The sequence below is a fragment of the Pseudomonas halotolerans genome, assembly GCF_039581215.1.
Classification (GTDB): Bacteria; Pseudomonadota; Gammaproteobacteria; order Pseudomonadales; family Pseudomonadaceae; genus Aquipseudomonas; species Aquipseudomonas tehranensis.
Genome location: NZ_JBCNTJ010000007.1, coordinates 189,131 through 213,035, shown reverse-complemented (window position 1 = coordinate 213,035; position 23,905 = coordinate 189,131). Strand labels below are relative to the sequence as shown.

Genomic DNA, 23,905 nt, shown 5'->3' with positions numbered 1-23,905 from the left:
CGAGAAAAGGCCCGATAGGCGTGGCCGCCAGTAAAACGGATCAGTATCCTAGCACCCTCTCGCCCGCCGACGCTAAGACCTAGCGGGCAGCCCAACAGGTTTAAAAACGAATGAATGCTCTTGCCCGCCGTGCTGCAGGCCTGCTGCTCAGCACAGTTTGTCTGCCTTTTTCAGCCTTGGCTGCCGATCCACAACCCACCCATGAATTTACCCTCGACAACGGCCTGAAGGTCGTGGTGCGCGAAGATCATCGCGCACCGGTGGTGGTATCCCAGGTCTGGTACAAGGTTGGCTCCAGTTATGAAACGCCAGGCCAGACCGGTTTGTCCCACGCCCTGGAACACATGATGTTCAAGGGCAGCTCGAAAGTCGGCCCTGGCGAAGCCTCGCTGATCCTGCGCGACCTTGGCGCCGAAGAGAACGCCTTCACCAGCGATGACTTTACCGCTTACTACCAGGTACTGGCCCGCGATCGCCTGGGCGTTGCCTTCGAACTGGAAGCCGACCGCATGGCCAGCCTGCGTCTGCCACCGGAGGAGTTCAGCCGCGAGATCGAGGTGATCAAGGAAGAGCGCCGCATGCGCACCGACGACAAGCCGATGTCCAAGGCTTATGAGCGCTTCAAGGCCATGGCTTACCCGGCCAGCGGCTACCACACCCCGACCATCGGCTGGATGGCCGACCTGGAGCGGATGAAAGTCCAGGAACTGCGCCACTGGTACGAATCCTGGTACGCGCCGAATAACGCAACCCTAGTGGTGGTCGGCGACGTTACGCCCGACGAGGTCAAGACGTTGGCCCAGCGTTACTTTGGCCCGGTTGCCCGGCGCGATGTGCCGCCGGCGAAGATCCCCCTGGAACTGGCCGAACCTGGCGAGCGGCAGATTACCCTGCATGTGCAGACCCAACTGCCAAGCCTGATGCTGGCCTTCAACGTGCCAAGCATCGCCACCGCGACCGACAAACGCTCGGTCAATGCCCTTCGGCTGATCTCGGCCTTGTTGGACGGCGGCTATAGCGGGCGGATCCCGACCCAGCTGGAGCGCGGCGAAGAGCTGGTGTCCGGCGGTTCGTCGAGCTACGACGCCTTTACCCGTGGCGACACGCTGTTCACCTTGTCGGCCACGCCCAACACCCAGAAAAACAAAACCATGGCCCAGGCCGAAGCCGGTTTGTGGCGCTTGCTCGAACAGTTGAAAACCACCGCCCCGACCGCCGAGGAACTGGAGCGCGTCCGCGCTCAGGTCATCGCCGGCCTGGTGTACGAGCGCGATTCGATCACCAGCCAGGCCACCGCCATCGGCCAGCTGGAAACGGTCGGCTTGTCCTGGAAACTGATGGACACCGAGCTCGCCGAACTGCAAAGCGTGACCCCCCAAGATATCCAGAAGGCAGCCCAGCTGTATTTCACCCGCTCGCGCCTGAGCGTCGCGCACGTCCTGCCCGAGGAGAAAGCTCATGAGTGAGCGCAAATCACCGCGTCTGGTGCTGATCGGTGTGGTGTTGATCGCCCTGATCAGCGCCTTGGCCTTTTACCTGTCGCCATCCAATGACACCAACGCCAGCCAGGCGCTGGACAAAGCCAAGGCCAGCAACAAGCTGCAATCGTTGGCCGAGCTGGACGGCAAGGCACCCAGCCGTCGCCAGCTCGACGTAAAAACCTGGACAACCGCTGACGGCGCCAAGGTGTTGTTCGTCGAAGCCCGGGAATTACCGATGTTCGACCTGCGCCTGACATTCGCCGCCGGCAGCAGCCAGGACGGCGATACACCCGGTCTGGCGCTGTTGACCAACGCCATGCTCAATGAGGGCGTAGCCGGCAAGGATGTCAGCGCGATTGCCCAAGGGTTCGAAAGCCTCGGCGCCGACTTTGGCAACGGTGCCCTGCGGGACATGGCCCTGGCGTCACTGCGCAGCCTCAGCGCGGTGGACAAGCGAGAGCCGGCGCTGAAGCTGTTCGCCGATGTCGTTGGCAAACCGACCTTCCCCGCCGATTCCTTTGCGCGCATCAAGAACCAGTTGCTGGCCGGTTTCGAGTACCAGAAGCAGAACCCCGGCAAGCTGGCGGGGCTGGAACTGATGAAGCGCCTGTACGGTGATCATCCGTATGCCCATTCCAGTGACGGTACCGCCCAAAGCATTCCACCGATCACGCTGGCCCAGGTCCAGGCTTTCCACGCCAGGGCCTATGCCGCCGGCAACGCGGTGATTGCGCTGGTAGGGGACCTGTCCCGTGCCGAAGCCGAAGCCATTGCCAATCAGGTGTCCGCCGCGCTGCCGAAGGGCCCGGCGCTGGCGAAGACCGTGCAACCGGTTGAACCGAAGGCGAGCATCGGTCACATCGAGTTCCCGTCCAAGCAGACCAACCTGATGCTTGCGCAACTGGGGATCGATCGGGACGACCCGGACTATGCGGCCGTGTCCCTGGGCAACCAGATCCTCGGCGGCGGCGGTTTCGGCACGCGACTGATGACCGAAGTCCGGGAAAAGCGTGGCCTGACCTACGGCGTGTATTCCGGCTTCTCGCCGATGCAGGCCCGGGGCCCGTTCATGATCAACCTGCAGACACGCGCCGAAATGAGCGAAGGCACGCTGAAACTGGTGCAGGATGTGTTCGCCGATTACCTGAAGAACGGCCCGACCCAAAAAGAACTCGATGATGCCAAGCGTGAGCTGGCCGGCAGTTTCCCGCTGTCCACCGCCAGTAACGAGGACATTGTCGGCCAGCTCGGCGCCATGGGTTTCTATGACTTGCCGCTCAGCTACCTGGAAGACTTCATGCGTCAGTCCCAGGAACTGACCGTCGAACAGGTCAAGACCGCGCTGAACAAACACCTGAGCACGGATAAAATGGTCATCGTCACCGCCGGCCCGACCGTGCCGCAACAGCCGCTGCCGGCCCCCACTGAAAAACCTGCCGAGCAACCGCTCGGGGTTCCGGAGCACTAATGGCCCGCCCATCCAATTCCAGCAAGAAACCCGTGCACAACGGTGTGAACCAGTTGCGCATCATCGGCGGCGAGTGGCGCAGCCGGCGCTTGAGCTTCCCCGACGCGCCGGGTCTGCGCCCAACCCCGGACCGGGTGCGCGAAACCTTGTTCAACTGGCTCGCGCCCTACGTGGCCGGCGCTCGGGTCCTCGACCCGTTTGCCGGCAGCGGGGCATTGTTTCTTGAGGCGTTGTCCCGTGGCGCCGCCATGGGCCAGGCGCTGGACGCCAGCAGCCTGGCGGTCTCCAGCCTGAAAGAGCACCTGGGCACACTGCGTTGTACCGTCGGTCAGGTGCAGACCGCCGACGCGCTGCGCTATCTGGACAGCCAGCCAGCGACGCCTTTCGACTTGGTGTTCCTTGACCCGCCTTTCAATCAGAACCTGCTGCCAGCCGTTTGCACCTTGCTCGAAGAACGTCATTGGCTGGCCGACGATGCCTGGGTCTACACTGAAAGCGAAGCCGCCCCGTCCACCGTGGGGTTGCCGGGCAACTGGCGCCTGCATCGCGAGCAGAAATCCGGACGGGTGTATTACGCGTTGTGGCAACGTGTGGCAGAGGCCGTTGACTGAACGGCTGGCCAGCGCATCGAGAAATGATCGTGTCTGCTGCATCTGAACGTTTCGTCCCGGCCTTGGGCCTTGGCAACCCGCACTTGCAAACCTTGTGGGGGCCGCTGTGGCGCAAGACCCTCCACATCGCTCGGGAACGGGAGCGCCTGTGGCTGGAAGACGGCGACTTTCTCGATCTCGATTGGCATGGCCCCCACCGAGTCGATGCGCCACTGGTGTTGGTGCTTCACGGGCTCACCGGTTCTTCCAACTCGCCCTACGTGGCCGGTCTGCAACAGGCTCTTGGCAGACAAGGCTGGGCCAGCGTAGCGCTGAACTGGCGTGGTTGCTCGGGAGAACCCAACCTGTTGCCCCGCAGCTATCACTCGGGGGCCAGCGAAGACCTCGCCGCCGCCATCACCCATCTGCGGGCCCGCCGCCCGTTGGCACCGCTGTTTGCGGTGGGCTATTCACTGGGCGGCAACGTGCTGCTCAAGCACCTGGGGGAAACAGGTGGCGACAGTCAGTTGCAAGGCGCGGTCGCGGTGTCGGTACCGTTTCGCCTCGACCAGTGTGCCGATCGCATCGGACAGGGCTTTTCCAGGTTTTATCAGGCCCATTTCATGCGCGAGATGGTGGCCTACGTGCGCAACAAGCAACGCCAGTTTCAGCACGATGGACGCCACGAAGGGCTGGCGACCCTCACGGCGCTGGGCCCTCTGGAAAACATGCGCACCTTCTGGGACTTCGATGGGCGGGTGACGGCGCCGCTGCACGGCTTCTCTGACGCCGCCGACTATTACCGTCGCGCCTCCAGTCGTTACTTTCTTGGCGAGATCAGCACGCCGACCCTGGTCATCCAGGCCGCCGACGACCCCTTCGTGTTTCCCCACAGCTTGCCCGAACCTGGCGAGCTGTCAGCCTCTACCTGCCTTGAACTGCATGCACAAGGCGGGCATGTGGGTTTTGTCGAAGGGAGCTTGCGCCGTCCGGGGTATTACCTGGAGCGGCGGATTCCCCACTGGCTGGCCAGCCTGGGCCATGGATGACTGTGGTTAAACACCAAATCCCCGTGGGAGCGAGCCTGCTCGCGATTACGGTGGAACATTTGGCATCGATGCAAGCTGACCCACCGCTATCGCGAGCAAGCTCGCTCCCACATTGACTCAGGACTGACCGCTATTCGCCCTTCGCCACGCCCCGCTGCGAATCGGTGATCCACTCACTCCACGAACCGGCGTACAACCTCCCCAACGGATACCCCGCCAGGCACAAGGCAAACAGGTTATGGCATGCCGTCACGCCGGAACCGCAATAGGCCACCAGTTCCGTCGGTGAGCGCTCTCCCAATTTCTCGGCAAAGCGCTGCTTGAGCTGGTCGACTGGCAGAAAGCGCCCGTCAGCACCCAGGTTCTCGGTGAACGCTGCGCACTGCGCGCCCGGGATATGTCCGGCCACCGGATCGATCGGTTCGACTTCGCCCTTGAAGCGCGGCAACGCCCGGGCATCGAGCAGGGTCATGTCCGGCTCACCGAGGCGCTGCTCAAGCGACTCGGCACTGAGCAGCAGGGTCGCGTCGGGAGAACCACTGAAGGTCCCGGGGCCGTTGAACGGTGGATCGAGACTCAAGGGCAAACCGGCACCATGCCAAGCCTTGAGCCCGCCGTCGAGGATGTAAACGCCATCGCGCTTACCCAGCCAGGCCAGCAACCACCAGGCCCGGGCGGCATAGGCGCCAGGGCCGTCATCGTACAGAACGATGTCGCTGTCGTTGCCGATCCCCCAGGCCCGCAAACGCTTCATCAAGGCCTCAGGCTCCGGCAGTGGATGGCGGCCGGTCACGCCTTTGGTGACCGGCCCACTCAGGTCCCGCTCAAGGTCGGCGAAGGATGCCCCGGCAATATGGCCTTCGGCGTAACTGCGTTGGCCGTAGTCCGGGTCCTCCAGGGCAAAACGACAATCGAGGATCACCAGTCCCGGCTGCGACCTCCTGTGTTCCAGGGCTTGGGGGCTGATGAGTTGCGCAATGGGCATAAGGGCTCCTGTGACTCGATCGAATTTGAATCCTAAGGCCCTTCCACCAGGGTCTGGGCCAGGGGGACATAGAACTCCTTGAACAGGGCATCCACTGATTCACGGGCCTGATCAGTCACAAAACCAGCCTCCAGCACCAGCACTTGATAGACCCCGCGCTTAATCGCCTGCTCGCTCAAGTGGTTGGAGTTGTCCCGCGTGGTGCAGAGGAAACGGACCCAGGACGTGAGAATGATCCAGGCATTGAGGGTCAGGGACTCGATTTGCACTCGGTCCATTTTCAGGATACCGGCGGCTACGAAACCTTCGTAGATGGCCGTGCCGTGAATCAGGCTACGCTGGGAAAACCGACGATAGCGCGCGGCAAGGTCCGGGTCGCTGTCCAGCAGATGCTCCAGGTCTCGGTGCAGGAAGCGGTAGCGCCACATCGCCGAGAGCAATTCCTGCAGGTAGAAGCGCTTATCCTCGACGGTCGCCGCACGGCCTTGGGGCGGACGCAGGAAACTGTCCACCAGGTTTTCGTATTCACTGAACAATACGGCGATGATCGCCTGCTTGTTGGGGAAGTGGTAGTAAAGATTGCCCGGAGACATGTCCATATGGGCGGCGATATGGTTGGTGCTGACGCTGCGCTCACCCTGCTGATTGAACAGCTCCAGGCTGTTTTGCACGATGCGCTCACTGGTTTTTATTCGTATGGCCATGGCTTGAGCTTTAATTCGAGGAAAGCATTGAACGGCATCTTACGACCTATCGGTCACGGGAAAAACCCAAAGGCGTCGCGGATGTCGGTTGACTTTTTAGAGTATAAGCTCTAGAAAACACTCACCCCCCTACAATCGGTGCCCGCCCATGCCTGCCGACGTTGCTTACCTGCGCGAATCCCAACAGCACCTGGGCGAACTGCAAGCGCTTTTCGACACCCAGCGCCAGGCCTATGCCGCCCACCCCATGCCACCTGCCGAGCAGCGGCGGCAATGGCTCAAGGCGTTGCGCGAGTTACTGAGCAACGAGCGACAAGCACTGATCGACGCTATCAGCCAGGACTTCAGCCACCGCAGCGCGGACGAAACACTGCTGGCCGAGCTCATGCCGAGCCTGCACGGCATCCATTACGCCAGCCGACACCTCAAGGGCTGGATGAAACCTTCCCGGCGCAAGGTGGGCGTGGCCTTCCAGCCGGCGTCAGCCAAAGTGGTGTACCAACCGCTGGGCGTGGTGGGGGTCATCGTGCCTTGGAACTACCCACTGTTCCTGGCCATCGGGCCGCTGGTGGGGGCATTGTCGGCGGGCAACAGGGTGATGCTCAAGCTGAGCGAATCGACCCCTGCTACCGGATTGCTGCTCAAGCAATTGCTGGCGCGAATTTTCCCTCAGGATCTGGTGTGCGTGGTGCTCGGCGAAGCCGAGGTCGGCATGGCGTTTTCCAGGTTGCCCTTCGACCACTTGCTGTTCACCGGCGCCACCAGCATTGGCAAGCACGTGATGCGCGCCGCCGCCGAGAACCTGACCCCGGTCACGCTCGAACTGGGAGGCAAATCGCCCGCCATCGTATCTGCGGATGTGCCCCTCAAGGACGCCGCCGAGCGCATCGCATTCGGCAAAACCCTGAATGCCGGGCAAACCTGTGTCGCACCGGACTACGTGCTGGTGCCGCAGAACCGTGTAGGTGAATTTGTTGAAGCGTATCGCGAAGCGGTCCGCGGGTTTTATCCGACCCTGACTGACAATCCGGACTACACCGCGATCATCAACGAACGACAATTGGCGCGGCTCAACGGCTACATCAGCGATGCCACCAGCAAGGGCGCATTGCTGATCGAGTTGTTCGATCGAGGCCAGGGCCGGCGCATGGCCCACAGCCTGTTGCTCAACGTCAGCGATGACATGACCGTCATGCAGGACGAAATCTTCGGCCCGCTGCTGCCCATCGTGCCTTATCAGAACCTCGACCAGGCATTTGCCTATATCAATCAGCGGCCTCGCCCGCTGGCGCTCTACTACTTTGGCTACAACAAGGCCGAACACCATCGCGTGCTCAACGAGACCCATTCCGGCGGCGTGTGCTTGAACGACACGCTGCTGCACGTCGCCCAGGACGACCTGCCCTTCGGCGGCATTGGCGCCTCGGGGATGGGGCACTACCACGGTCACGAAGGCTTCCTGACGTTCAGCAAGGCCAAGGGCGTACTGACCAAACAGCGGTTCAATGCCGCGAAACTCATTTACCCGCCATACGGCAAGCCACTTCAGAAATTGATCCAGAAGTTGTTTATCCGCTAGCAGCAGTCTTTTGGGTAATAACAATAATGAATCCAAGCCTGATCGATACACCCGCCCTGTCACGACGTGGCCTGCTGAAGTTCAGCCTCGGCGCCAGCGCGTTCCTGGCCACCGTCGGGCTGGGTGCCAGCCTGAGCGGTTGCTCGCCCAACCAACCGGCCAGCGGTCTGGCGGCCCTGCGTAACAGCGATTTACCGTTCTTGCGCGCCGTCATCCCGGTGATGCTGAACGGTGCCGTGGTCGCTGAGAAAATTCCCGCCGCCGCTGCAGCCACCTTGCAAAACCTCGACATCAGCCTGGCGCATCTGTCTCCGGCCATGCTCAAACTCACCCGCCAACTGTTCGACGTGCTCACGCTGGGCATCACCCGCGGACCGCTGACCGGGGTCTGGGGCTCGTGGGAAAACGCCAACGCCGATGACATCCAAAAGTTTCTCGAACGGTGGGAAAACAGCGCGCTGGACCTTCTGCGCCAGGGCCACAGCTCACTGCTGCAACTGGTCATGATGGCGTGGTACAGCCGGGCCGAGGCCTGGGCGCATTGCGGATACCCGGGGCCGCCGAAGATTTGAAACCGAGCGGGCTCTATCGCGGGCAAGCCTTGCTCCCACAGTAGATCGCCGAGCACCTGTGGGAGCAAAGCTTGCTCGCGATGGCTGACTCAAGCACGCCGCCCCCACTCAGACACAACAAGAGACCCCGAACATGCCCGTACTCGACCCCTTCCGCGAAGGCCTGGCCCGCGGCTGGACCACCTACAACGGCGCGCAGTTGACCCAGGACCTGACCCTGGAAGCGGACGTTGCGATCATCGGCAGCGGCGCCGGCGGGGGCACCACGGCCGAAATCCTCAGTGCCGCCGGCTACAAGGTGTTGTTGATCGAGGAGGGTCCGCTCAAGACCAGCCATGACTTCAAGCTGCTTGAGGACCAGGCCTATACCAGCCTGTACCAGGAAGGCCTCGGACGCATGAGCAAGGACGGTGCCATCACCCTTCTCCAGGGTCGCGCGGTGGGTGGCACGACATTGATCAACTGGACCTCCTGCTTCCGCACGCCCAACCAGACCCTCGACCACTGGGCGACCGAGCACAACGTCAAGGGTCACAGCCCAGCAGAAATGGCGCCTTGGTTTGAACAGATGGAGCGACGCCTGGGTGTGGCGCTCTGGCAGGTTCCGCCCAATGCCAACAACGACGTGATCCGCAAAGGCTGCGAACAGTTGGGCTATAGCTGGCACGTCATCCCGCGCAATGTGCGCGGTTGCTGGAACCTGGGCTATTGCGGCATGGGCTGCCCGACCAACGCCAAGCAGTCGATGCTGGTCACCACCATTCCGGCCACGTTGGACAAGGGCGGCGCGCTGCTTTACCTGGCACGGGCCGAACGGCTAATGATCAAAAACGATGCGGTTGTCAGCCTGGAATGCCTGGCCATGGACGAGCGCTGCGTGGCGCCGACAGGGCGGCACGTCACGGTCAAGGCGCGGCACTACGTGCTGGCCGGCGGCGGCATCAACAGCCCGGCCTTGCTGTTGCGCTCCGAAGCGCCGGACCCGCACGAGCGCCTGGGGAAACGCACCTTCCTGCACCTGGTAAACATGTCGGCCGGGCAATTCGACGAAGTGATCAATCCGTTCTACGGCGCACCACAATCGATTTATTCAGATCATTTCCAGTGGCAGGACGGTGCCACCGGCAAGATGTCCTACAAACTGGAAGTCCCGCCCCTGCACCCGGCCCTCGCCGCCGCGCTACTGGGCGGGTTTGGCAGCGAGAATGCCGAACATATGGCGCAACTGCCCCACACCCACGCCATGCTGGCGCTGATGCGTGATGGTTTTCACCCAGACAGCAGCGGCGGCAACGTTCAGTTGCGCAGCGACGGCACGCCTGTGCTCGACTACGCGGTGTCACCCTACGCCTGGGACGGTTTGCGCCGAGCGTTCCACAGCATGGCCGAGATTCAGTTCGCCGGCGGCGCCAGGGCAGTCATGCCGATGCACAGCGACGCCCGCTACGTGAAAACCCTGGCCGAAGCCCGCACGCTAATCGACGGCCTGGACCTCGCCCTGTACCGCACCCGCCTGGGCAGCGCCCACGTGATGGGTGGTTGTGCCATGGGCGAAGATCCGAAAAGCGCCGTCACCGACAGCCTTGGGCGCCATCATCAATTGAGTAATCTTTCCATCCATGACGGCTCGCTGTTCCCCACCAGCATCGGTGCCAACCCCCAGCTATCGGTGTACGGCCTGACCGCTCAACTGGCGACAGCGCTGGCCGAACGTCTGAAAAAATCATGAATATATGGATTATTCGCACTGTCTATAGTGCTTACTTACCTTACAGCCGACTTGGCCGACCGAGTAGGCTGCGATACCATCCGACTCCCCAACGGACACCCGCCAGGACGACGCGATGAACCGAGTGTTGTACCCAGGTACCTTCGACCCTATTACCAAGGGCCATGGCGATCTGGTCGAACGCGCCTCGCGCCTGTTCGACCATGTGATCATCGCCGTCGCCGCCAGCCCGAAGAAAAACCCGCTGTTCCCGCTGGAGCAACGTGTGGAGCTGGCCCGCGAGGTCACCAAACATCTGCCCAACGTGGAAGTGGTCGGCTTCTCGACGCTGCTGGCGCACTTTGCCAAGGAAAAGAACGCCAATGTGTTCCTGCGTGGCCTGCGTGCGGTCTCGGACTTCGAATACGAGTTCCAACTGGCCAACATGAACCGCCAGTTGGCGCCGGACGTCGAGAGCCTGTTCCTGACGCCGTCGGAGCGCTACTCCTTCATTTCTTCGACCCTGGTGCGGGAGATCGCGGCCCTGGGCGGTGATATCACCAAGTTTGTCCACCCGGCCGTGGCCGATGCGTTGACCCTGCGCTTCAAGAAATAACCCGCCGGCTGCGATCCGTCGCAGTTGACACAAGCGCAGTCCATCGCACCCGCGTGCACTGCGCTCGCCAATGCGGCACAATTGCGCATTCGTTTTCAGATGCCCGGGCTCAATGCCCCGGCAGGAGCCTGCATGTCCCTGATCATCACCGACGACTGCATCAATTGCGACGTCTGCGAACCTGAGTGCCCGAACGAGGCCATTTCCCAAGGCGAAGAGATCTACGTCATCGACCCGAACCTGTGCACCCAGTGCGTCGGCCACTACGACGAACCCCAGTGCCAGCAGGTCTGCCCGGTGGATTGCATTCCGCTGGACGAGGCCCATCCGGAAACGGAAGAACAGTTGATGGCGAAATATCGCAAGATTACGGGCAAGGCTTGAGCCAGAAGACGCTGTAGCGCTTGTGCGGGCCTCTTCGCGAGCAAGCCCGCTCCCACAGGGATTGGCTATGTCCACAGTATCTGTGTCTTAAGCAAATCCCTTGTGGGAGCGGGCTTGCTCGCGAAGGGGCCATCAGCAACCCCAGAGATTCAACTGCCGGCCTCACTCCTGCCGCTCAAACCCCTCCCCAACGCACCCCAGACACCGCACGAACGTGGCCTTCGCCGGGTCCACCACCAACGCCTTCCCCGCATCCCCAACGCCACCGCCCAACGCAGTGAAGGGCAACGACAGCACAAATGCCCCGGTACCGATCACCGTGGCGGCGAGCAGCAATGGGCGGGCGATCAGCAGGTCGCCGATCATGGCGTAGGCAGGCGGATTCTGGATGGTGTAGCGCGGGTCGCCGCTGCCGCTGTTTGCCTGGACAGGCAAACCGAGACACAACAGCAGCGCGAGGACGACAGGTCGAAGCAGATTCATGGGGCGATCCTTCGGCTAGCAGTATGACTACTGACTATAGACCGTAGGACGGATCAGCTCTGGCAGCGTGGGCACCAGACGCTGGCTCGCTGACCCAGGCGGATTTCCCGCAGCCCCGTGCCGCAGACCTTACATGACTCACCGCCCCGGCCATACACGAACAGTTCCTGCTGGAAGTAACCCGGCTGGCCGTCTCCCCCGATGAAATCACGCAGCGTTGTACCGCCGCGCTCGATGGCATGGGCAAGGATGCGTTTGATCTCGATCGCCAGTTTCAGGTAGCGCGCCCGGGAAATGCCCCCGGCCTCGCGACGCGGGTCGATCCCGGCAGCGAACAGCGCTTCGGTCGCATAGATATTGCCCACCCCAACCACCACCGCGTTATCCATGATGAACGGCTTGACCGCCATGCTGCGCCCTCGTGAAAGCTGAAACAGACGCTCGCCATCGAAGAGGTCGGTCAACGGCTCCGGTCCGAGGCGAATCAGCAGTTCGTGGTTGAGCGGGTCGAGGCTCCAGAGCATCGCCCCGAAGCGGCGCGGGTCGGTGTAGCGCAAGGCCAAGCCGGATTCCAGCTCAATGTCCACATGCTCATGTTTGGCGGCGGGCATGCCGACTTCCACCAAGCGCAGGTTACCGGACATGCCCAAGTGACTGATCAACGTGCCGACTTCGGCGTTGATCAGCAGGTACTTCGCCCGCCGTTCCACCAGCACGATCCGCTGCCCCGACAGTCGCACGTCAAGGTCTTCGGGAATCGGCCAGCGCAAGCGCCGGTCGCGCACGACCACGCGACTGACCCGCTGACCTTCCAGGTGGGGCGCAATTCCGCGGCGGGTGGTTTCGACTTCAGGCAGTTCTGGCATGGGGTTCTCGAATAAGACGATGACCTGGTGCTGGTTTTCGACGCTTAGCGAGTGGCGAGGTCGCGAATTTCCTGCTTCTGGGTCTGGAAGTCGTATTCCGACAAACCGATGTAATCGAGCACCAGCGCCCCGACGCAGGACCACTCATGGTCTACAGCCTGATTGCCCAGGACCCGGTGCGATGCGCAGATGTTTTCGGACATTTTCAGGATCGCCAGCAGGTTTTTCAGCGGGCTGTTGTTGCGTGACGTCTCATCGCTGAAAATCGCCAGGGCGTTGTGGTGGTTGGCGATGGCCTGGCTGACATGGTCCGGCAGGCGCCAGGATTTGGAAGTGTAATACCCGACCACCGCATGGTTGGTGTTGAATTCGCGGTTCTCGGTGTCCACCACCCGGCACTCGGCGCTGGCATTGGCGTAGGCCTGCTCCAGCACACTCATGTAGTTGGGGAACTGCTTGAGCATCAGCGGCACGCCACAATCGTGGAACAGCCCCAAAGCATAGGCTTCATCACCGTTCTCCAGGCCGACACGCTTGGCCAGGGTCAGGCAAGTCATCGCCACGTCCTGGGCCGTATCCCAGAAGCGATTGAGGGTGACGATGGCATCATCGTGCAACTCGCCCTTGATCGACTGCGCGTTGATCAGGTTGATGATCGAACGGCTGCCCAGCAGGTTCACCGCGCGCTGGATCGAAGTGATCTTGTTGCGCAGGCCGTAGTACGGCGAATTGACGATTTTGAGCAAGGCACCCGAGAGGCCCGGGTCATGGGAGATCAGCTTGGCAATGGTCTCCAGGTCCGGATCAGGCATGTACTGCTCCATCTGCAGATCCACCATGATCTGCGGCTGGGGTGGCACACTGATGCCTTGCAGGGACTGTTGGATCTGTTCGGCGGAAAGCTCTTGGGACATGGGCATACACTCTGGGTCAGGCGGCGATTCTAACCCTTAAAGAGGGATCCGATACACCGTCGGGCACATCGCGCCATATGTCCACCACGAGCCCCGTACAAGCTCCAACACGTTATACTCCCGCTCTTTTTTCCGGAGCGACGTCATGTCCCTGCCCAGCCTGCGCCTCAAAGCCAACGCCGACCGTCGCCTGCGCGCCGGCCACCTGTGGGTCTACAGCAACGAAATCGACGTAGCCGCTACCCCGCTGCACGGTTTCAAGGCTGGCGACCAGGCCATCCTCGAAGCCGCTGGCGGCAAGCCGTTGGGCATCGTCGCGATGAGCCCCAACAACCTGATCTGCGCCCGCCTGTTGTCCCGTGACGTGAAGCTGCCATTGGACAAATCCCTGCTGGTACATCGTCTCAACGTGGCGTTGTCGTTACGTGAACGCCTGTTCGACAAGCCGTTCTATCGCCTGGTCTATGGCGATTCCGATCTGTTGCCCGGCCTGGTGGTCGACCGTTTTGGCGACATATTGGTGGTGCAAATCGCCTCCGCCACCATGGAAGCTCATAAAGAAGACGTGATCGCCGCCCTGACCCAGGTCCTCAAGCCCAGCGGCATCCTGTTCAAGAACGATTCCGCCGCCCGCGACGCCGAGGGCCTGAACCGCTACGTCGAGACGGTGTTCGGCCTCGTACCGGAGTGGGTCGCCTTGGAAGAGAACGGGGTGAAGTTCGAAGCACCGGTCATGGCAGGCCAGAAAACCGGCTGGTTCTACGACCACCGCATGAACCGCGCACGTTTGGCGCCGTACGCCAAGGGCAAGCGCGTACTCGACCTGTTCAGCTACATCGGCGGTTGGGGTGTGCAAGCCGCAGCGTTCGGTGCCAGTGAAGTATTCTGCGTCGACGCCTCGGCCTTCGCCCTCGATGGCGTAGAGCGCAACGCCGCGCTGAATGGCTTTGCCGAAAAGCTGACCTGCATTGAAGGCGACGTGTTCGAAGCCCTGAAGGAACTCAAGGCCAGCGAAGAGCGTTTCGACGTCATCGTTGCCGACCCGCCGGCTTTCATCAAGCGCAAGAAAGACCTGAAGAATGGTGAAGGCGCCTATCGCCGCCTCAATGAACAAGCCATGCGCCTGCTCAGCAAGGACGGCATCCTGGTCAGCGCTTCGTGCTCGATGCACTTGCCCGAAGACGACCTGCAGAACATCCTGCTGACCAGCGCCCGGCACCTGGATCGCAACATCCAACTGCTCGAACGCGGGGGCCAGGGACCGGATCATCCAGTACACCCAGCCATCGCCGAAACCCGCTATATCAAGAGCATCACCTGCCGGTTGTTGCCCAACAGCTGAATCATTTGCAGGGCTGGCGCCAAGGCTCCTGCCCCGCACACGGACCTTTATTAAACGCAGCCCTGGCTGCGTTTTTTTTTGCACGTGCGAAAAGTTACCAAGCGCTTAAGCAAAAGCCTACAAAACAATTTTTTTGTATGAGTCATCCCACATTATTACTGGAACTTTCCTACTCAATATCCTCTTGCCAAGCACTCATTAAAAACTATGATTGAACTGTCACTTCGCAAGTGATGGTTTTCGAAAAGCACAACACTTACTCAACCCACTTTTTCAAGCAAAGGAGCTGCATCATGAAAGCAATCCGTCTGGAAGCTAACAAAATCGCAAACCTGGCCGGTCTGATCGTTCCAACAGGCCGCTAAGTAAGTAAAGGGTGGCGCTGAGGAGTGCCGGCGCCTCAGCCCATCCATGCTCGCCCCTCAGCGGAAAACCTTAATGCATATAAATCCGTGCGTTTTCATACTTGCGCGCCCGCCGCACCAGATTGTATGGAACTATGAGCAGCACACTCAGTTCGAACTCAACCTTCATTATTCGACCCGACTGGCGCAACTGATCGACGACCCTTCAAACTTCGACACTTGCAACCCCATTGATATCGAATTCCTGAACGCCGGCATATTGACTACAGCGCCACACAAAGCCCGCGAATGGCGGTGGGACGAGTTATCCAGAATATTTCATATCGGCACAAAAAATATTCCTTGCGAAAGTGTTCCCCAAAATATCCATGAATGGGCAACCCTGTATCTGGAACATTGCAACGAGGTTCTATCATCACCGCCGCCGGCCTCACGCATAAAACCCTGCCCGGTTGACCGGATTGCCTTGACGCCCTGCTCCCTGATCGACATGGCGGATGTTTCGCTGGGGCAGACGCTTGTCAGTCGAAGCACCTCTCGCTCATTCAGCGAACGAGCCCTTTCAATCGAGCAGGTCAGCACCCTCCTGTACCTGACCCTGGGTTACCTGAAAGAGCGCCCTTCCGTTCATGAGACCGGTCATCCCGCAGGGCTGGGTGCGCGACGCAGCAGCCCCTCGGGCGGCGGCCTGAATGCCTGCGAAGGTTACGTGTACGTGCGTCACGTTGCCGGGCTGGAACCGGGGATCTACGCCTACCATCCAGCCGAACATGCCTTGAGCCTGATCCGGTCGCTTCCAGAAGGCCCCTTGGGCCAATTGCTAAGCGGGCAGCACTTTATTAATCCGTTGCCGTTCGGGCTGTTCATCACTTCGCGCTTCGACAAGCTCTGGTGGAAGTACGAACACTCGCGCGCTTATCGAATGGCTTTTGTCGAAACGGGCCACGTGTCCCAGACCTTTTTGCTGGTGGCGACGGCCCTGGGCCTCAATACCTGGTTGACCGGAGCGTTGAGCGACCGCCAGGTGGAGCGGCTGCTTGGCCTTGAAGACACCCCCGAGCAGCCTTTGTTTTTTGTCGGCTGCGGCCATGGCGACGGGCAGGTGCACTGCAAGGAACTGATGGCGCTGGTCAATAGTCAGGACACTGCGTCATGACCGGTCCGAGCTTTATACACACGCCTCGCTATACCTTGGGCGACTGGGATAACAAGGCTGCGGTGCGCGTGCGGAAAAACGGCTACCGCCTGCCCGACGATCTGGAGCAACAACTCGCCAGTCGGGACTGGTTCGCGCCAGCCTTCATACCCTATATCGAACACCCGCTGATCAACAAAGCAGGGCGCTCCATTGCCCAACGCCTGGCCGCCAATCACCTGGTGTATTTCCTCGACTACACCACCTTGCTCGAACACCGGGTCGTCAATCGCGCGGTGGAAACCATCGTCCATGGCGAACTGGCCGTCCCCATCCCAATCCAGATGAAAACCGCCGCCCTGCAGCTCTACACCGACGAGGGTTATCACGCGCTGTTTTCCAATGAAGTAGCCGAACAGATCGCCGCCCTGTACGACATCCGCGACCGAGCGATCCCCAGGCGCATCGACCGCCTGCTGGGCGTGATCGCTGCCGCCAGCCCCCCGGATCGCCCTTTGGCGTGGTTTCTGCTGGGGTTCGTCTCCGAAACGATCATCGCCAAGGAGTTGCTGTCCATTACCCGCGACACCCTGGTCTCCACGGTTTACCTGATGCTCAGGAATCATCTCGAGGACGAGGCACGCCATAGCCGCTATTTCAGCGAGGTGTTCCAGTACCTGTGGTCCGCCCTGGCCCCTGAGCAGCGCGCCCTGGCCGCAAGGTTGCTGCTGGACATCATCGGTCTTTACTTCGAACCCGACACTGCCTGGTTAATGCGCAGCCTCGCCAGCGTCGGTTTCGACGAACAGGACTCCCTGAAGATCGTTGCAGGCCTCCTGCAACCGGACGCTCACGCCCGACGGGTTCGCTCGGGGGCAGTATCGACCTTCACCGCCATGCAGCAGGCAGGTTTCTTCGACGACGGCGCCAATCGGCAGATGTTCTTCCAGGCGGGGTTTATCGATGACTGACACTCAAGATCTCGCCACACGCAAAGCGGCCACTGTCGGTTTACTGTTGACGCTGACCTTGCTCGGCGTATTTCCCATCGATGTGGTGCTCCCCTCGTTTCCGGCAATGTCGGAACACTTCGAGCGCCCCTCGTCCGATATTGCCTTGTCCATCAGCCTGTTCGCAGTGGGGATCGCAGTGTCCCAACTGCTGGTCGGGCCGCTTTCCGACGCCATGGGGCGAAAGAACCTGCTGCTGATCGGGATCATCGTCTCGGCCATTGGCGCAACCGGGTGCGTCGTTGCCAATGATTACTGGTCCTTCCTGCTTTTTCGAGTCATCCAGGCCTTGGGATGCGGTTGTTTCGTACTCTCTCAGGCACTGATCCAGGACCTGTTTACAGGCCAGGAGCAACAGCGATTACGAATTTTCCTGGTCACCTGCGGCGGGGTTTTCATTTCCATTTCGCCCTTGGCCGGCACCGGCCTGCAAAGCTGGATGGGCTGGCACGGCAGCTTCCTGGTATTCATTGCCCTGGCTGTCAGTGTGTTCTTGAGCGCCAGTTTTCTACTCAAGCCTTTGCCCACGGATAGCCAACCCAGGCGCCCGCACTTCATTGCGTCCTACCGGAAGGTATGCAGTGACTTCGCCTTCATGGCGTACTGGCTGACGTCGGCGTTGGCTTTTTCCTGCCATTTTTCTTTCATCGTCATCTCGCCGCTGGTTCTCATCGATCAGTTGCAGCTGTCGCCCGAGGCATTTGCGCTGTCGATGCTGGGTTACGGGCTGGCCTATATCGGCGGTGGCGCGGTCGCGACCGTGCTGAGCAACAGGATCGACCCACAGACGCAAATCCTCACGGGGCTGGGCCTGATCCTGACGGCGGGCGTATTGATGCTTGGGCTCTCCAGCCACCGCGGCTTGTCGATCACCACCCTGTTGCTGCCCATGATCGTATGCACCGCCGGAACGACCATTGCCCGTGCGGCTGCCCACACCCGCGCGATGAACATATTCCCCGAGCAAGCCGGTACATCGGCCTCGGCAGGCAGCGTGCTGATTTTCATTGTCGGCGGTTTGACCAGTGCTGTGCTCAGCCTCACCCGGCTGGACCTGCAAACCACGCTGGCCCTGTGCCTGATATTGCTCAGCCTCTTGGGGCTGGCACTCAATGGTCTGCTCCGGCATCGTCACAGGGAGCTATTGACGGGCTGAACGTTACCAATCGTCATCCCGAGCGCGACATTGGCGCCCGATCAGCGCTTTGCGTCATTTCATCCTGACGCCAGCGGTGTAGAATCGCGAGATTCATCGCCATTCATCCCCGGCGGGTTTATGAGCTCATGCCCAGGCGCGCAGTGATCCTGCAAAGTCATCGGCCACTTCCGGACACACGACCAAAACCGGGTGTTCCAGACGTCGACAGAAGCTCACTTCCCATTGATACCTGATACGTACCTGATTTGCCGCCCGGAGTGCTCCATGCCTGATTACCGCTCGAAAACATCCACCCATGGCCGCAACATGGCCGGCGCCCGTGCATTGTGGCGCGCCACGGGGATGAAGGATGACGACTTCAAGAAGCCGATCATCGCCATTGCCAACTCCTTCACCCAGTTCGTGCCAGGCCATGTCCATCTCAAGGACCTGGGCCAACTGGTTGCCCGGGAAATCGAACGCGCAGGCGGCGTAGCCAAGGAATTCAACACCATTGCCGTGGATGACGGCATCGCCATGGGCCACGACGGCATGCTCTATTCGCTGCCCAGTCGCGAGATTATCGCCGACTCCGTCGAATACATGGTCAACGCCCATTGCGCCGACGCCATCGTGTGCATTTCCAACTGCGACAAGATTACCCCCGGCATGCTCATGGCTGCCTTGCGCCTGAACATCCCGGTGATCTTCGTTTCCGGCGGCCCGATGGAAGCTGGCAAGACCAAGCTCGCCAGTCATGGCCTTGACCTGGTCGACGCCATGGTGATCGCCGCCGACTCCAGTGCCTCTGACGAGAAGGTCGCAGAGTATGAGCGCAGCGCCTGTCCGACCTGTGGTTCGTGCTCCGGCATGTTCACCGCCAACTCGATGAACTGCCTGACCGAAGCCTTGGGCCTGGCCCTGCCGGGCAATGGTTCGACCCTCGCCACCCACAGCGATCGCGAGCAACTGTTCCTGCAGGCCGGCCGGACCATCGTCGAGCTCTGCAAACGCTACTACGGCGAGAACGACGAGTCGGTGCTACCGCGTAACATTGCCAACTTCAAGGCGTTCGAAAACGCCATGACCCTGGACATCGCCATGGGCGGTTCCACCAACACCATCTTGCATTTGCTGGCCGCTGCCCAGGAAGCCGAGATCGATTTCGACCTGCGCGACATCGACCGCCTGTCCCGTCACGTGCCGCAGTTGTGCAAGGTCGCGCCGAACATCCAGAAGTACCACATGGAAGACGTGCACCGCGCTGGCGGGATCTTCAGCATCCTCGGCTCCCTGGCCCGTGGTGGCCTGTTGCACACCGACCTGCCAACCGTACACAGCAAAACCATGGCCGAGGCCATCGCCAAGTGGGACATCACCCAGACCACCGACGAAGCCGTGCATCATTTCTTCAAGGCCGGCCCGGCAGGCATTCCGACGCAAACGGCATTCAGCCAGTCCACTCGCTGGGAAACCCTGGACGATGACCGTGAGAACGGCTGCATTCGCAGCGTCGAACACGCGTACTCCAAGGAGGGCGGCCTGGCCGTGCTGTACGGCAACATCGCTTTGGATGGCTGCGTGGTGAAAACCGCCGGCGTCGACGAATCGATCCATGTGTTCGAAGGCAACGCCAAGATTTTCGAGAGCCAGGACAGCGCCGTGCGCGGGATCCTCGCCGACGAAGTGAAGGCCGGCGATATCGTGATCATCCGCTACGAAGGGCCAAAAGGCGGTCCGGGCATGCAGGAAATGCTTTACCCCACGTCCTACCTGAAGTCCAAAGGCCTGGGCAAAGACTGCGCCTTGCTGACCGATGGCCGTTTCTCCGGCGGCACCTCGGGCTTGTCCATCGGCCATGCTTCACCGGAAGCCGCGGCTGGCGGGGCCATCGGTCTGGTGCGCGACGGTGACAAAGTCCTGATCGACATTCCGAACCGCTCGATCAACCTGCTGATCAGCGATGAAGAACTGGCCGGGCGCCGTGTTGAACAGGACACCAAAGGCTGGAAGCCGGTAGAAGTGCGTCCGCGTAAAGTCACCACCGCCCTCAAGGCCTACGCCCTGCTCGCCACCAGCGCCGACAAGGGCGCGGTGCGTAACAAGGCGATGCTCGACGGGTTGTAAGCGCGATAACCGCAAAATGCCTGTAGGAGCTGCCGCAGGCTGCGATCTTTTCCATACCGCTTGAGTTTCAAGCGAAAGAGCAAAAGATCGCAGGCTTCGCCAGCGCCTACTGGATATCTTCCGGCTTGACGATCACCCAGTTCTTGTCCGCCGTCACTGGTAGTCCTTCCTTGGCCTGGGCCGCGGCGTGCTTGGCCATCATGCCGTTGATCTGGTCCATGTACTTGTCTTTGCGGTTGACCCACAAGTGAATGCCGCCTTTGGCCACGTTCACATCGTGGAACAACATGTAGCCGTCGCTGCTGGGCGTGTCGCCAGCCACTAGCACCGGTTTTTTCCATTCGTCGATGTACGTCAGGATTGCCGCATGCTTGCCGGCCATCCAGGTCGCCGGGGTCCACAGATACGGTGTGTACTCAAGGCTCAGGTTGGCCTTCTCGTCATATTTGCCATTGGTGATCTGCTTGCGGGCGGTGGTCAGTTCGCCCGTCTTGCGGTCCTTGAGCAGCGTGGTTACACCGATGATGTTCTGCGGCTTGAGGTTGTAGCCGTACTTCGGATCGGCGGCGACCATGCGCACCAGTTCTTCCGAAGCGGCGGTCATGACATAGACCTCGATGCCGTTTTCCATCAGCTTGTTGTACAGCTCGACCTGGCCGGTGAAAATCTTCGGCGGGTTGACGTTGTAGTTGACCACCTTGTCGCCATCGTAATACGTGGTCGGGACCGGTTTGCCAGAAGCCATCAATTCGTCGACGTAGCCTTTGAGTTCCTTGAGGGTAAAGCCGGAGAACACCTGGGCGACCCAGGGGTAGCAGACCATGTCATCCACTTCGCACAAACGGTAGTAGTAGCTGAACAGGCTTTCCTTGTGTTCGGCGGTGTCCTTGAACGGCATCAGCTTCAGGGATGGGTCGAGGGTTTCACGGGTGATGAGGCCTTTGTTCTCCATGAACGGCAGCAACGACTCTTCCAGGTCGTAGCGGTAACTGGTGTTGTCCATGTCGAACACCGCGTAGTTACCTTTGTTGGCGTTGGCCGCAATCATCGCGTCCAGCGCCCTGGCCTGTTCCGCCGGCCAGTGCTTGAGCTCAGTGGCGAGCGCCTGGCCAACGAAGCCCAGGCTCAAGGCGACAACGAGAAGGTGAGGTGCAAGCTTCATCGGCGTTTCTCCAAGGTTCAAAGAGTTCGACGCTAACAAATGTGTGTGACGTTTCTCTCCTGCCCGCGACCGTGTACGTCTTGATAGCGCCAGCGGCGTGCCCATAAACGTCATTGCCTTATTCCATAAACGACAATCTACATACCTTTTTATTATTAATTCATTAGATATCAGGCTGTTAGGCTTCCCGCCTCGCAGTCGCGGGTTCAGGCGACTGGCACACGTCCTATCGGAGTTTTTTGATGAATCTGCCGCTGATCCTCAATCTGCTGGTGTTCCTCGCCTTGCTGTTCGGTCTGGCGCAAACCCGTCACAACACCTGGAGCCTGGCCAAAAAAGTGCTGCTGGCACTGGTGCTGGGCGTGCTGTTCGGCACCGTCCTGCACACGATTTATGGCGCCGACAACCCGGTGTTGAAAGCCTCGATCAGTTGGTTTGACCTGGTGGGCAACGGCTACGTGCAGTTGCTGCAGATGATCGTGATCCCGCTGGTCTTCGCTTCAATTCTGAGTGCGGTGGCGCGCCTGCATAATGCCTCCTCCCTAGGCAAGATCAGCTTCCTGACCATCGGCACGCTGCTGTTCACCACCGCCATCGCCGCGCTTATCGGTATCGGCCTGACCAACCTGTTCGGTCTCACTGCCGAAGGTCTGGTGGCCGGCACCCAGGAAATCGCGCGCCTACAGGTGATCCAGAGCGACTATGCCGGCAAGGTCGCTGACCTGAACATTGCGCAACTGCTGCTCTCGTTCGTTCCGCAGAACCCCTTTGCCGACCTGGCCCGGGCCAAGCCGACCTCGATCATCAGCGTGGTGATATTCGCGGCCTTCCTGGGTGTCGCGGCCCTGCAATTGCTCAAGGATGATGTGGAAAAAGGTCAGAAAGTGGTCAACGCCATCGACACCCTGCAAAGCTGGGTGACACGCCTGGTGCGGCTGGTGATGAAGCTGACTCCGTACGGCGTGCTGGCGCTGATGACCAAAGTGGTGGCCGGCTCCAACGTGCAGGACATCATCAAGCTCGGCAGTTTCGTGGTGGTGTCGTACCTGGGGCTGGGCCTGATGTTCGTGGTTCATGGTCTGCTGGTGTCCGCCGCAGGAATCAACCCGCTACGCTTTTTCCGCAAGATATGGCCGGTCCTGACCTTCGCCTTTACCAGCCGCTCCAGCGCCGCGACCATCCCGCTGAGTATCGAAGCCCAGACCAGCCGCCTCGGCATTCCACGGGCCATTGCCAGCTTCAGCGCGTCCTTCGGCGCCACCATCGGCCAGAACGGCTGCGCCGGGCTCTACCCGGCCATGCTGGCGGTGATGGTCGCGCCGACCGTGGGCATCAACCCGCTGGATCCGGTGTGGCTCGCCACGCTGGTAGCGATCGTAACCTTGAGTTCGGCCGGGGTGGCCGGTGTCGGTGGCGGCGCAACGTTTGCCGCGTTGATCGTGCTGCCGGCCATGGGCTTGCCGGTTTCCCTGGTGGCGCTGCTGATTTCCGTCGAGCCGCTGATCGACATGGGCCGCACGGCGTTGAACGTCAGCGGCTCAATCACCGCCGGGGCCATCACCAGCCAGGTGATGCAGCAGACCGACAAGGCTTTGCTCGATGCAGAGGAGCATGGGGAGCTGGTGCAGGCTTGATTGCTCCCACATGACTTACAGCTTTTCCCACACCTCAAAGCTGTAGGCCGGCTTGTCTCCTTCTGCCGGATTCGGCTGGGTCGACACCAATTTCCACTGGCTCGAATCGAACGCCGGAAACCAGGCATCGCCATCCGGGCTCAACGCCACGCGGGTCAGGTACAGCCGATCCGCCTGTTCCAGGGCCTGGGCGTACAGCTGGGCGCCGCCAATCAACATCAACTCATCGACGCCCTGCTCCAGCGCCCACGCCTCGGCCCGTTCCACCGCGGCTTCCAGCGTGGAAAAGACTTGCGCGCCCTCCAGCACGAGATCCGGCTGACGACTGACCACAATGTTCAAGCGCCCCGGCAGCGGCCGCCCCAGGGAGTCCCAGGTCTTGCGGCCCATGATGATCGGCTTGCCCAAGGTGGTAGCCTTGAAATATTTAAAGTCCCCCGGCAAGTGCCAGGGCATGCTGTTGTCGACGCCGATCACACGGTTTTCACCGAGGGCTGCGATCAGGCTTAAGGGAAGTGTTTTTTTCATGACGGCGAGGATACCAGAGGCCACAGCGGTTATGCTCAACCCTCATTTGCAACGGAAACGCCCGT

22 protein-coding genes are annotated in these 23,905 nt (G+C 60.8%); 15 read left to right on the top strand and 7 right to left on the bottom strand.

Going from position 1 to position 23,905, the window contains the following annotated elements; translation table 11 throughout:
* Positions 1–110 precede the first annotated feature (110 nt).
* From AAIS01_RS12425 to AAIS01_RS12410, 4 genes are read left to right on the top strand one after another with little or no spacing between them, the layout of a single operon-like run.
* Positions 111–1,466, top strand: a complete 1,356-nt coding sequence (locus AAIS01_RS12425) for a M16 family metallopeptidase (protein WP_092395436.1) — start codon at positions 111–113, stop codon at positions 1,464–1,466.
* The gene (locus tag AAIS01_RS12420) at positions 1,459–2,949 is read left to right on the top strand and encodes a M16 family metallopeptidase (protein WP_343469204.1); all 1,491 of its coding nucleotides are present in this window, start codon (positions 1,459–1,461) and stop codon (positions 2,947–2,949) included. The genes AAIS01_RS12425 and AAIS01_RS12420 overlap by 8 nt, the downstream gene beginning before the upstream one ends.
* Positions 2,949–3,560, top strand: a complete 612-nt coding sequence (gene rsmD, locus AAIS01_RS12415; RefSeq protein WP_343469203.1) for a 16S rRNA (guanine(966)-N(2))-methyltransferase RsmD — start codon at positions 2,949–2,951, stop codon at positions 3,558–3,560. The genes AAIS01_RS12420 and rsmD overlap by 1 nt, the downstream gene beginning before the upstream one ends.
* Before the next feature lie 29 nt (positions 3,561–3,589).
* Complete coding sequence (locus tag AAIS01_RS12410) at positions 3,590–4,588, top strand: hydrolase (protein ID WP_343469202.1); 999 nt, start codon at positions 3,590–3,592, stop codon at positions 4,586–4,588.
* Positions 4,589–4,718: 130 nt separating this feature from the next.
* On the opposite strand, the gene AAIS01_RS12405 is transcribed toward AAIS01_RS12410, so the two are convergent.
* Positions 4,719–5,573 (bottom strand): sulfurtransferase, encoded by an 855-nt coding sequence (locus AAIS01_RS12405; protein ID WP_343469201.1) that lies wholly within the window; start codon positions 5,571–5,573, stop codon positions 4,719–4,721.
* A 32-nt stretch (positions 5,574–5,605) separates the two neighbouring features.
* On the bottom strand, positions 5,606–6,277 hold the full coding sequence (locus AAIS01_RS12400) for a TetR/AcrR family transcriptional regulator (RefSeq protein ID WP_343469200.1): 672 nt from the start codon (positions 6,275–6,277) through the stop codon (positions 5,606–5,608).
* A 148-nt stretch (positions 6,278–6,425) separates the two neighbouring features.
* Here AAIS01_RS12400 and AAIS01_RS12395 point away from each other — a divergent pair, with 148 nt between their 5' ends.
* From AAIS01_RS12395 to AAIS01_RS12375, 5 genes are all read left to right on the top strand, one after another.
* Complete coding sequence (locus AAIS01_RS12395) at positions 6,426–7,856, top strand: coniferyl aldehyde dehydrogenase (protein WP_343469199.1); 1,431 nt, start codon at positions 6,426–6,428, stop codon at positions 7,854–7,856.
* A 26-nt stretch (positions 7,857–7,882) separates the two neighbouring features.
* Complete coding sequence (locus AAIS01_RS12390) at positions 7,883–8,428, top strand: twin-arginine translocation pathway signal protein (RefSeq protein ID WP_343469198.1); 546 nt, start codon at positions 7,883–7,885, stop codon at positions 8,426–8,428.
* A 133-nt stretch (positions 8,429–8,561) separates the two neighbouring features.
* Entirely contained in the window at positions 8,562–10,157 is a 1,596-nt protein-coding gene (locus tag AAIS01_RS12385; protein ID WP_343469197.1) for a GMC family oxidoreductase, read from the top strand.
* Between the two features lie 115 nt (positions 10,158–10,272).
* The gene (coaD, locus tag AAIS01_RS12380) at positions 10,273–10,752 is read left to right on the top strand and encodes a pantetheine-phosphate adenylyltransferase (RefSeq protein WP_007897855.1); all 480 of its coding nucleotides are present in this window, start codon (positions 10,273–10,275) and stop codon (positions 10,750–10,752) included.
* Between the two features lie 132 nt (positions 10,753–10,884).
* Positions 10,885–11,136 carry a YfhL family 4Fe-4S dicluster ferredoxin gene (locus tag AAIS01_RS12375; RefSeq protein ID WP_003206534.1) on the top strand — a complete coding sequence of 84 codons (252 nt, stop codon included), beginning with the start codon at positions 10,885–10,887 and terminating at the stop codon, positions 11,134–11,136.
* A gap of 162 nt (positions 11,137–11,298) precedes the next feature.
* Here AAIS01_RS12375 and AAIS01_RS12370 read toward each other — a convergent pair whose 3' ends face one another.
* The 3 genes from AAIS01_RS12370 to AAIS01_RS12360 are packed head-to-tail and all read right to left on the bottom strand — an operon-like array spanning position 11,299 to position 13,345.
* Positions 11,299–11,619 carry a multidrug transporter gene (locus AAIS01_RS12370; RefSeq protein ID WP_343469196.1) on the bottom strand — a complete coding sequence of 107 codons (321 nt, stop codon included), beginning with the start codon at positions 11,617–11,619 and terminating at the stop codon, positions 11,299–11,301.
* Between the two features lie 53 nt (positions 11,620–11,672).
* Entirely contained in the window at positions 11,673–12,485 is an 813-nt protein-coding gene (mutM, locus tag AAIS01_RS12365; protein ID WP_047226033.1) for a bifunctional DNA-formamidopyrimidine glycosylase/DNA-(apurinic or apyrimidinic site) lyase, read from the bottom strand.
* 44 nt (positions 12,486–12,529) lie between these two features.
* Positions 12,530–13,345 (bottom strand): HDOD domain-containing protein, encoded by an 816-nt coding sequence (locus AAIS01_RS12360; protein WP_343469252.1) that lies wholly within the window; start codon positions 13,343–13,345, stop codon positions 12,530–12,532.
* A 199-nt stretch (positions 13,346–13,544) separates the two neighbouring features.
* On the opposite strand from AAIS01_RS12360, the gene AAIS01_RS12355 reads away from it, so the two are divergent.
* The 5 genes from AAIS01_RS12355 (at position 13,545) to ilvD (ending at position 20,516) form a co-directional block, all read left to right on the top strand.
* Complete coding sequence (locus tag AAIS01_RS12355) at positions 13,545–14,741, top strand: class I SAM-dependent rRNA methyltransferase (RefSeq protein WP_092395418.1); 1,197 nt, start codon at positions 13,545–13,547, stop codon at positions 14,739–14,741.
* Positions 14,742–15,179: 438 nt separating this feature from the next.
* Positions 15,180–16,262, top strand: coding sequence for a SagB family peptide dehydrogenase (locus AAIS01_RS12350; protein WP_343469251.1), 1,083 nt, complete (start codon positions 15,180–15,182; stop codon positions 16,260–16,262).
* A complete protein-coding gene (locus AAIS01_RS12345) occupies positions 16,259–17,212 on the top strand; it encodes a diiron oxygenase (protein WP_343469195.1) in 954 nt (317 codons plus the stop codon). The genes AAIS01_RS12350 and AAIS01_RS12345 overlap by 4 nt, the downstream gene beginning before the upstream one ends.
* Positions 17,205–18,407 (top strand): MFS transporter, encoded by a 1,203-nt coding sequence (locus AAIS01_RS12340; protein ID WP_343469194.1) that lies wholly within the window; start codon positions 17,205–17,207, stop codon positions 18,405–18,407. The genes AAIS01_RS12345 and AAIS01_RS12340 overlap by 8 nt, the downstream gene beginning before the upstream one ends.
* Positions 18,408–18,674: 267 nt before the next feature.
* On the top strand, positions 18,675–20,516 hold the full coding sequence (gene ilvD, locus AAIS01_RS12335) for a dihydroxy-acid dehydratase (RefSeq protein WP_343469193.1): 1,842 nt from the start codon (positions 18,675–18,677) through the stop codon (positions 20,514–20,516).
* A gap of 106 nt (positions 20,517–20,622) precedes the next feature.
* On the opposite strand, the gene AAIS01_RS12330 is transcribed toward ilvD, so the two are convergent.
* Positions 20,623–21,678 carry an HAD family hydrolase gene (locus AAIS01_RS12330; RefSeq protein WP_343469192.1) on the bottom strand — a complete coding sequence of 352 codons (1,056 nt, stop codon included), beginning with the start codon at positions 21,676–21,678 and terminating at the stop codon, positions 20,623–20,625.
* Positions 21,679–21,920: 242 nt separating this feature from the next.
* Here AAIS01_RS12330 and AAIS01_RS12325 point away from each other — a divergent pair, with 242 nt between their 5' ends.
* A complete protein-coding gene (locus AAIS01_RS12325; protein ID WP_343469191.1) occupies positions 21,921–23,312 on the top strand; it encodes an L-cystine transporter in 1,392 nt (463 codons plus the stop codon).
* A 15-nt stretch (positions 23,313–23,327) separates the two neighbouring features.
* On the opposite strand, the gene AAIS01_RS12320 is transcribed toward AAIS01_RS12325, so the two are convergent.
* Positions 23,328–23,840, bottom strand: coding sequence for a dihydrofolate reductase (locus AAIS01_RS12320; RefSeq protein ID WP_343469190.1), 513 nt, complete (start codon positions 23,838–23,840; stop codon positions 23,328–23,330).
* Between the last annotated feature and the right edge of the window lie 65 nt (positions 23,841–23,905).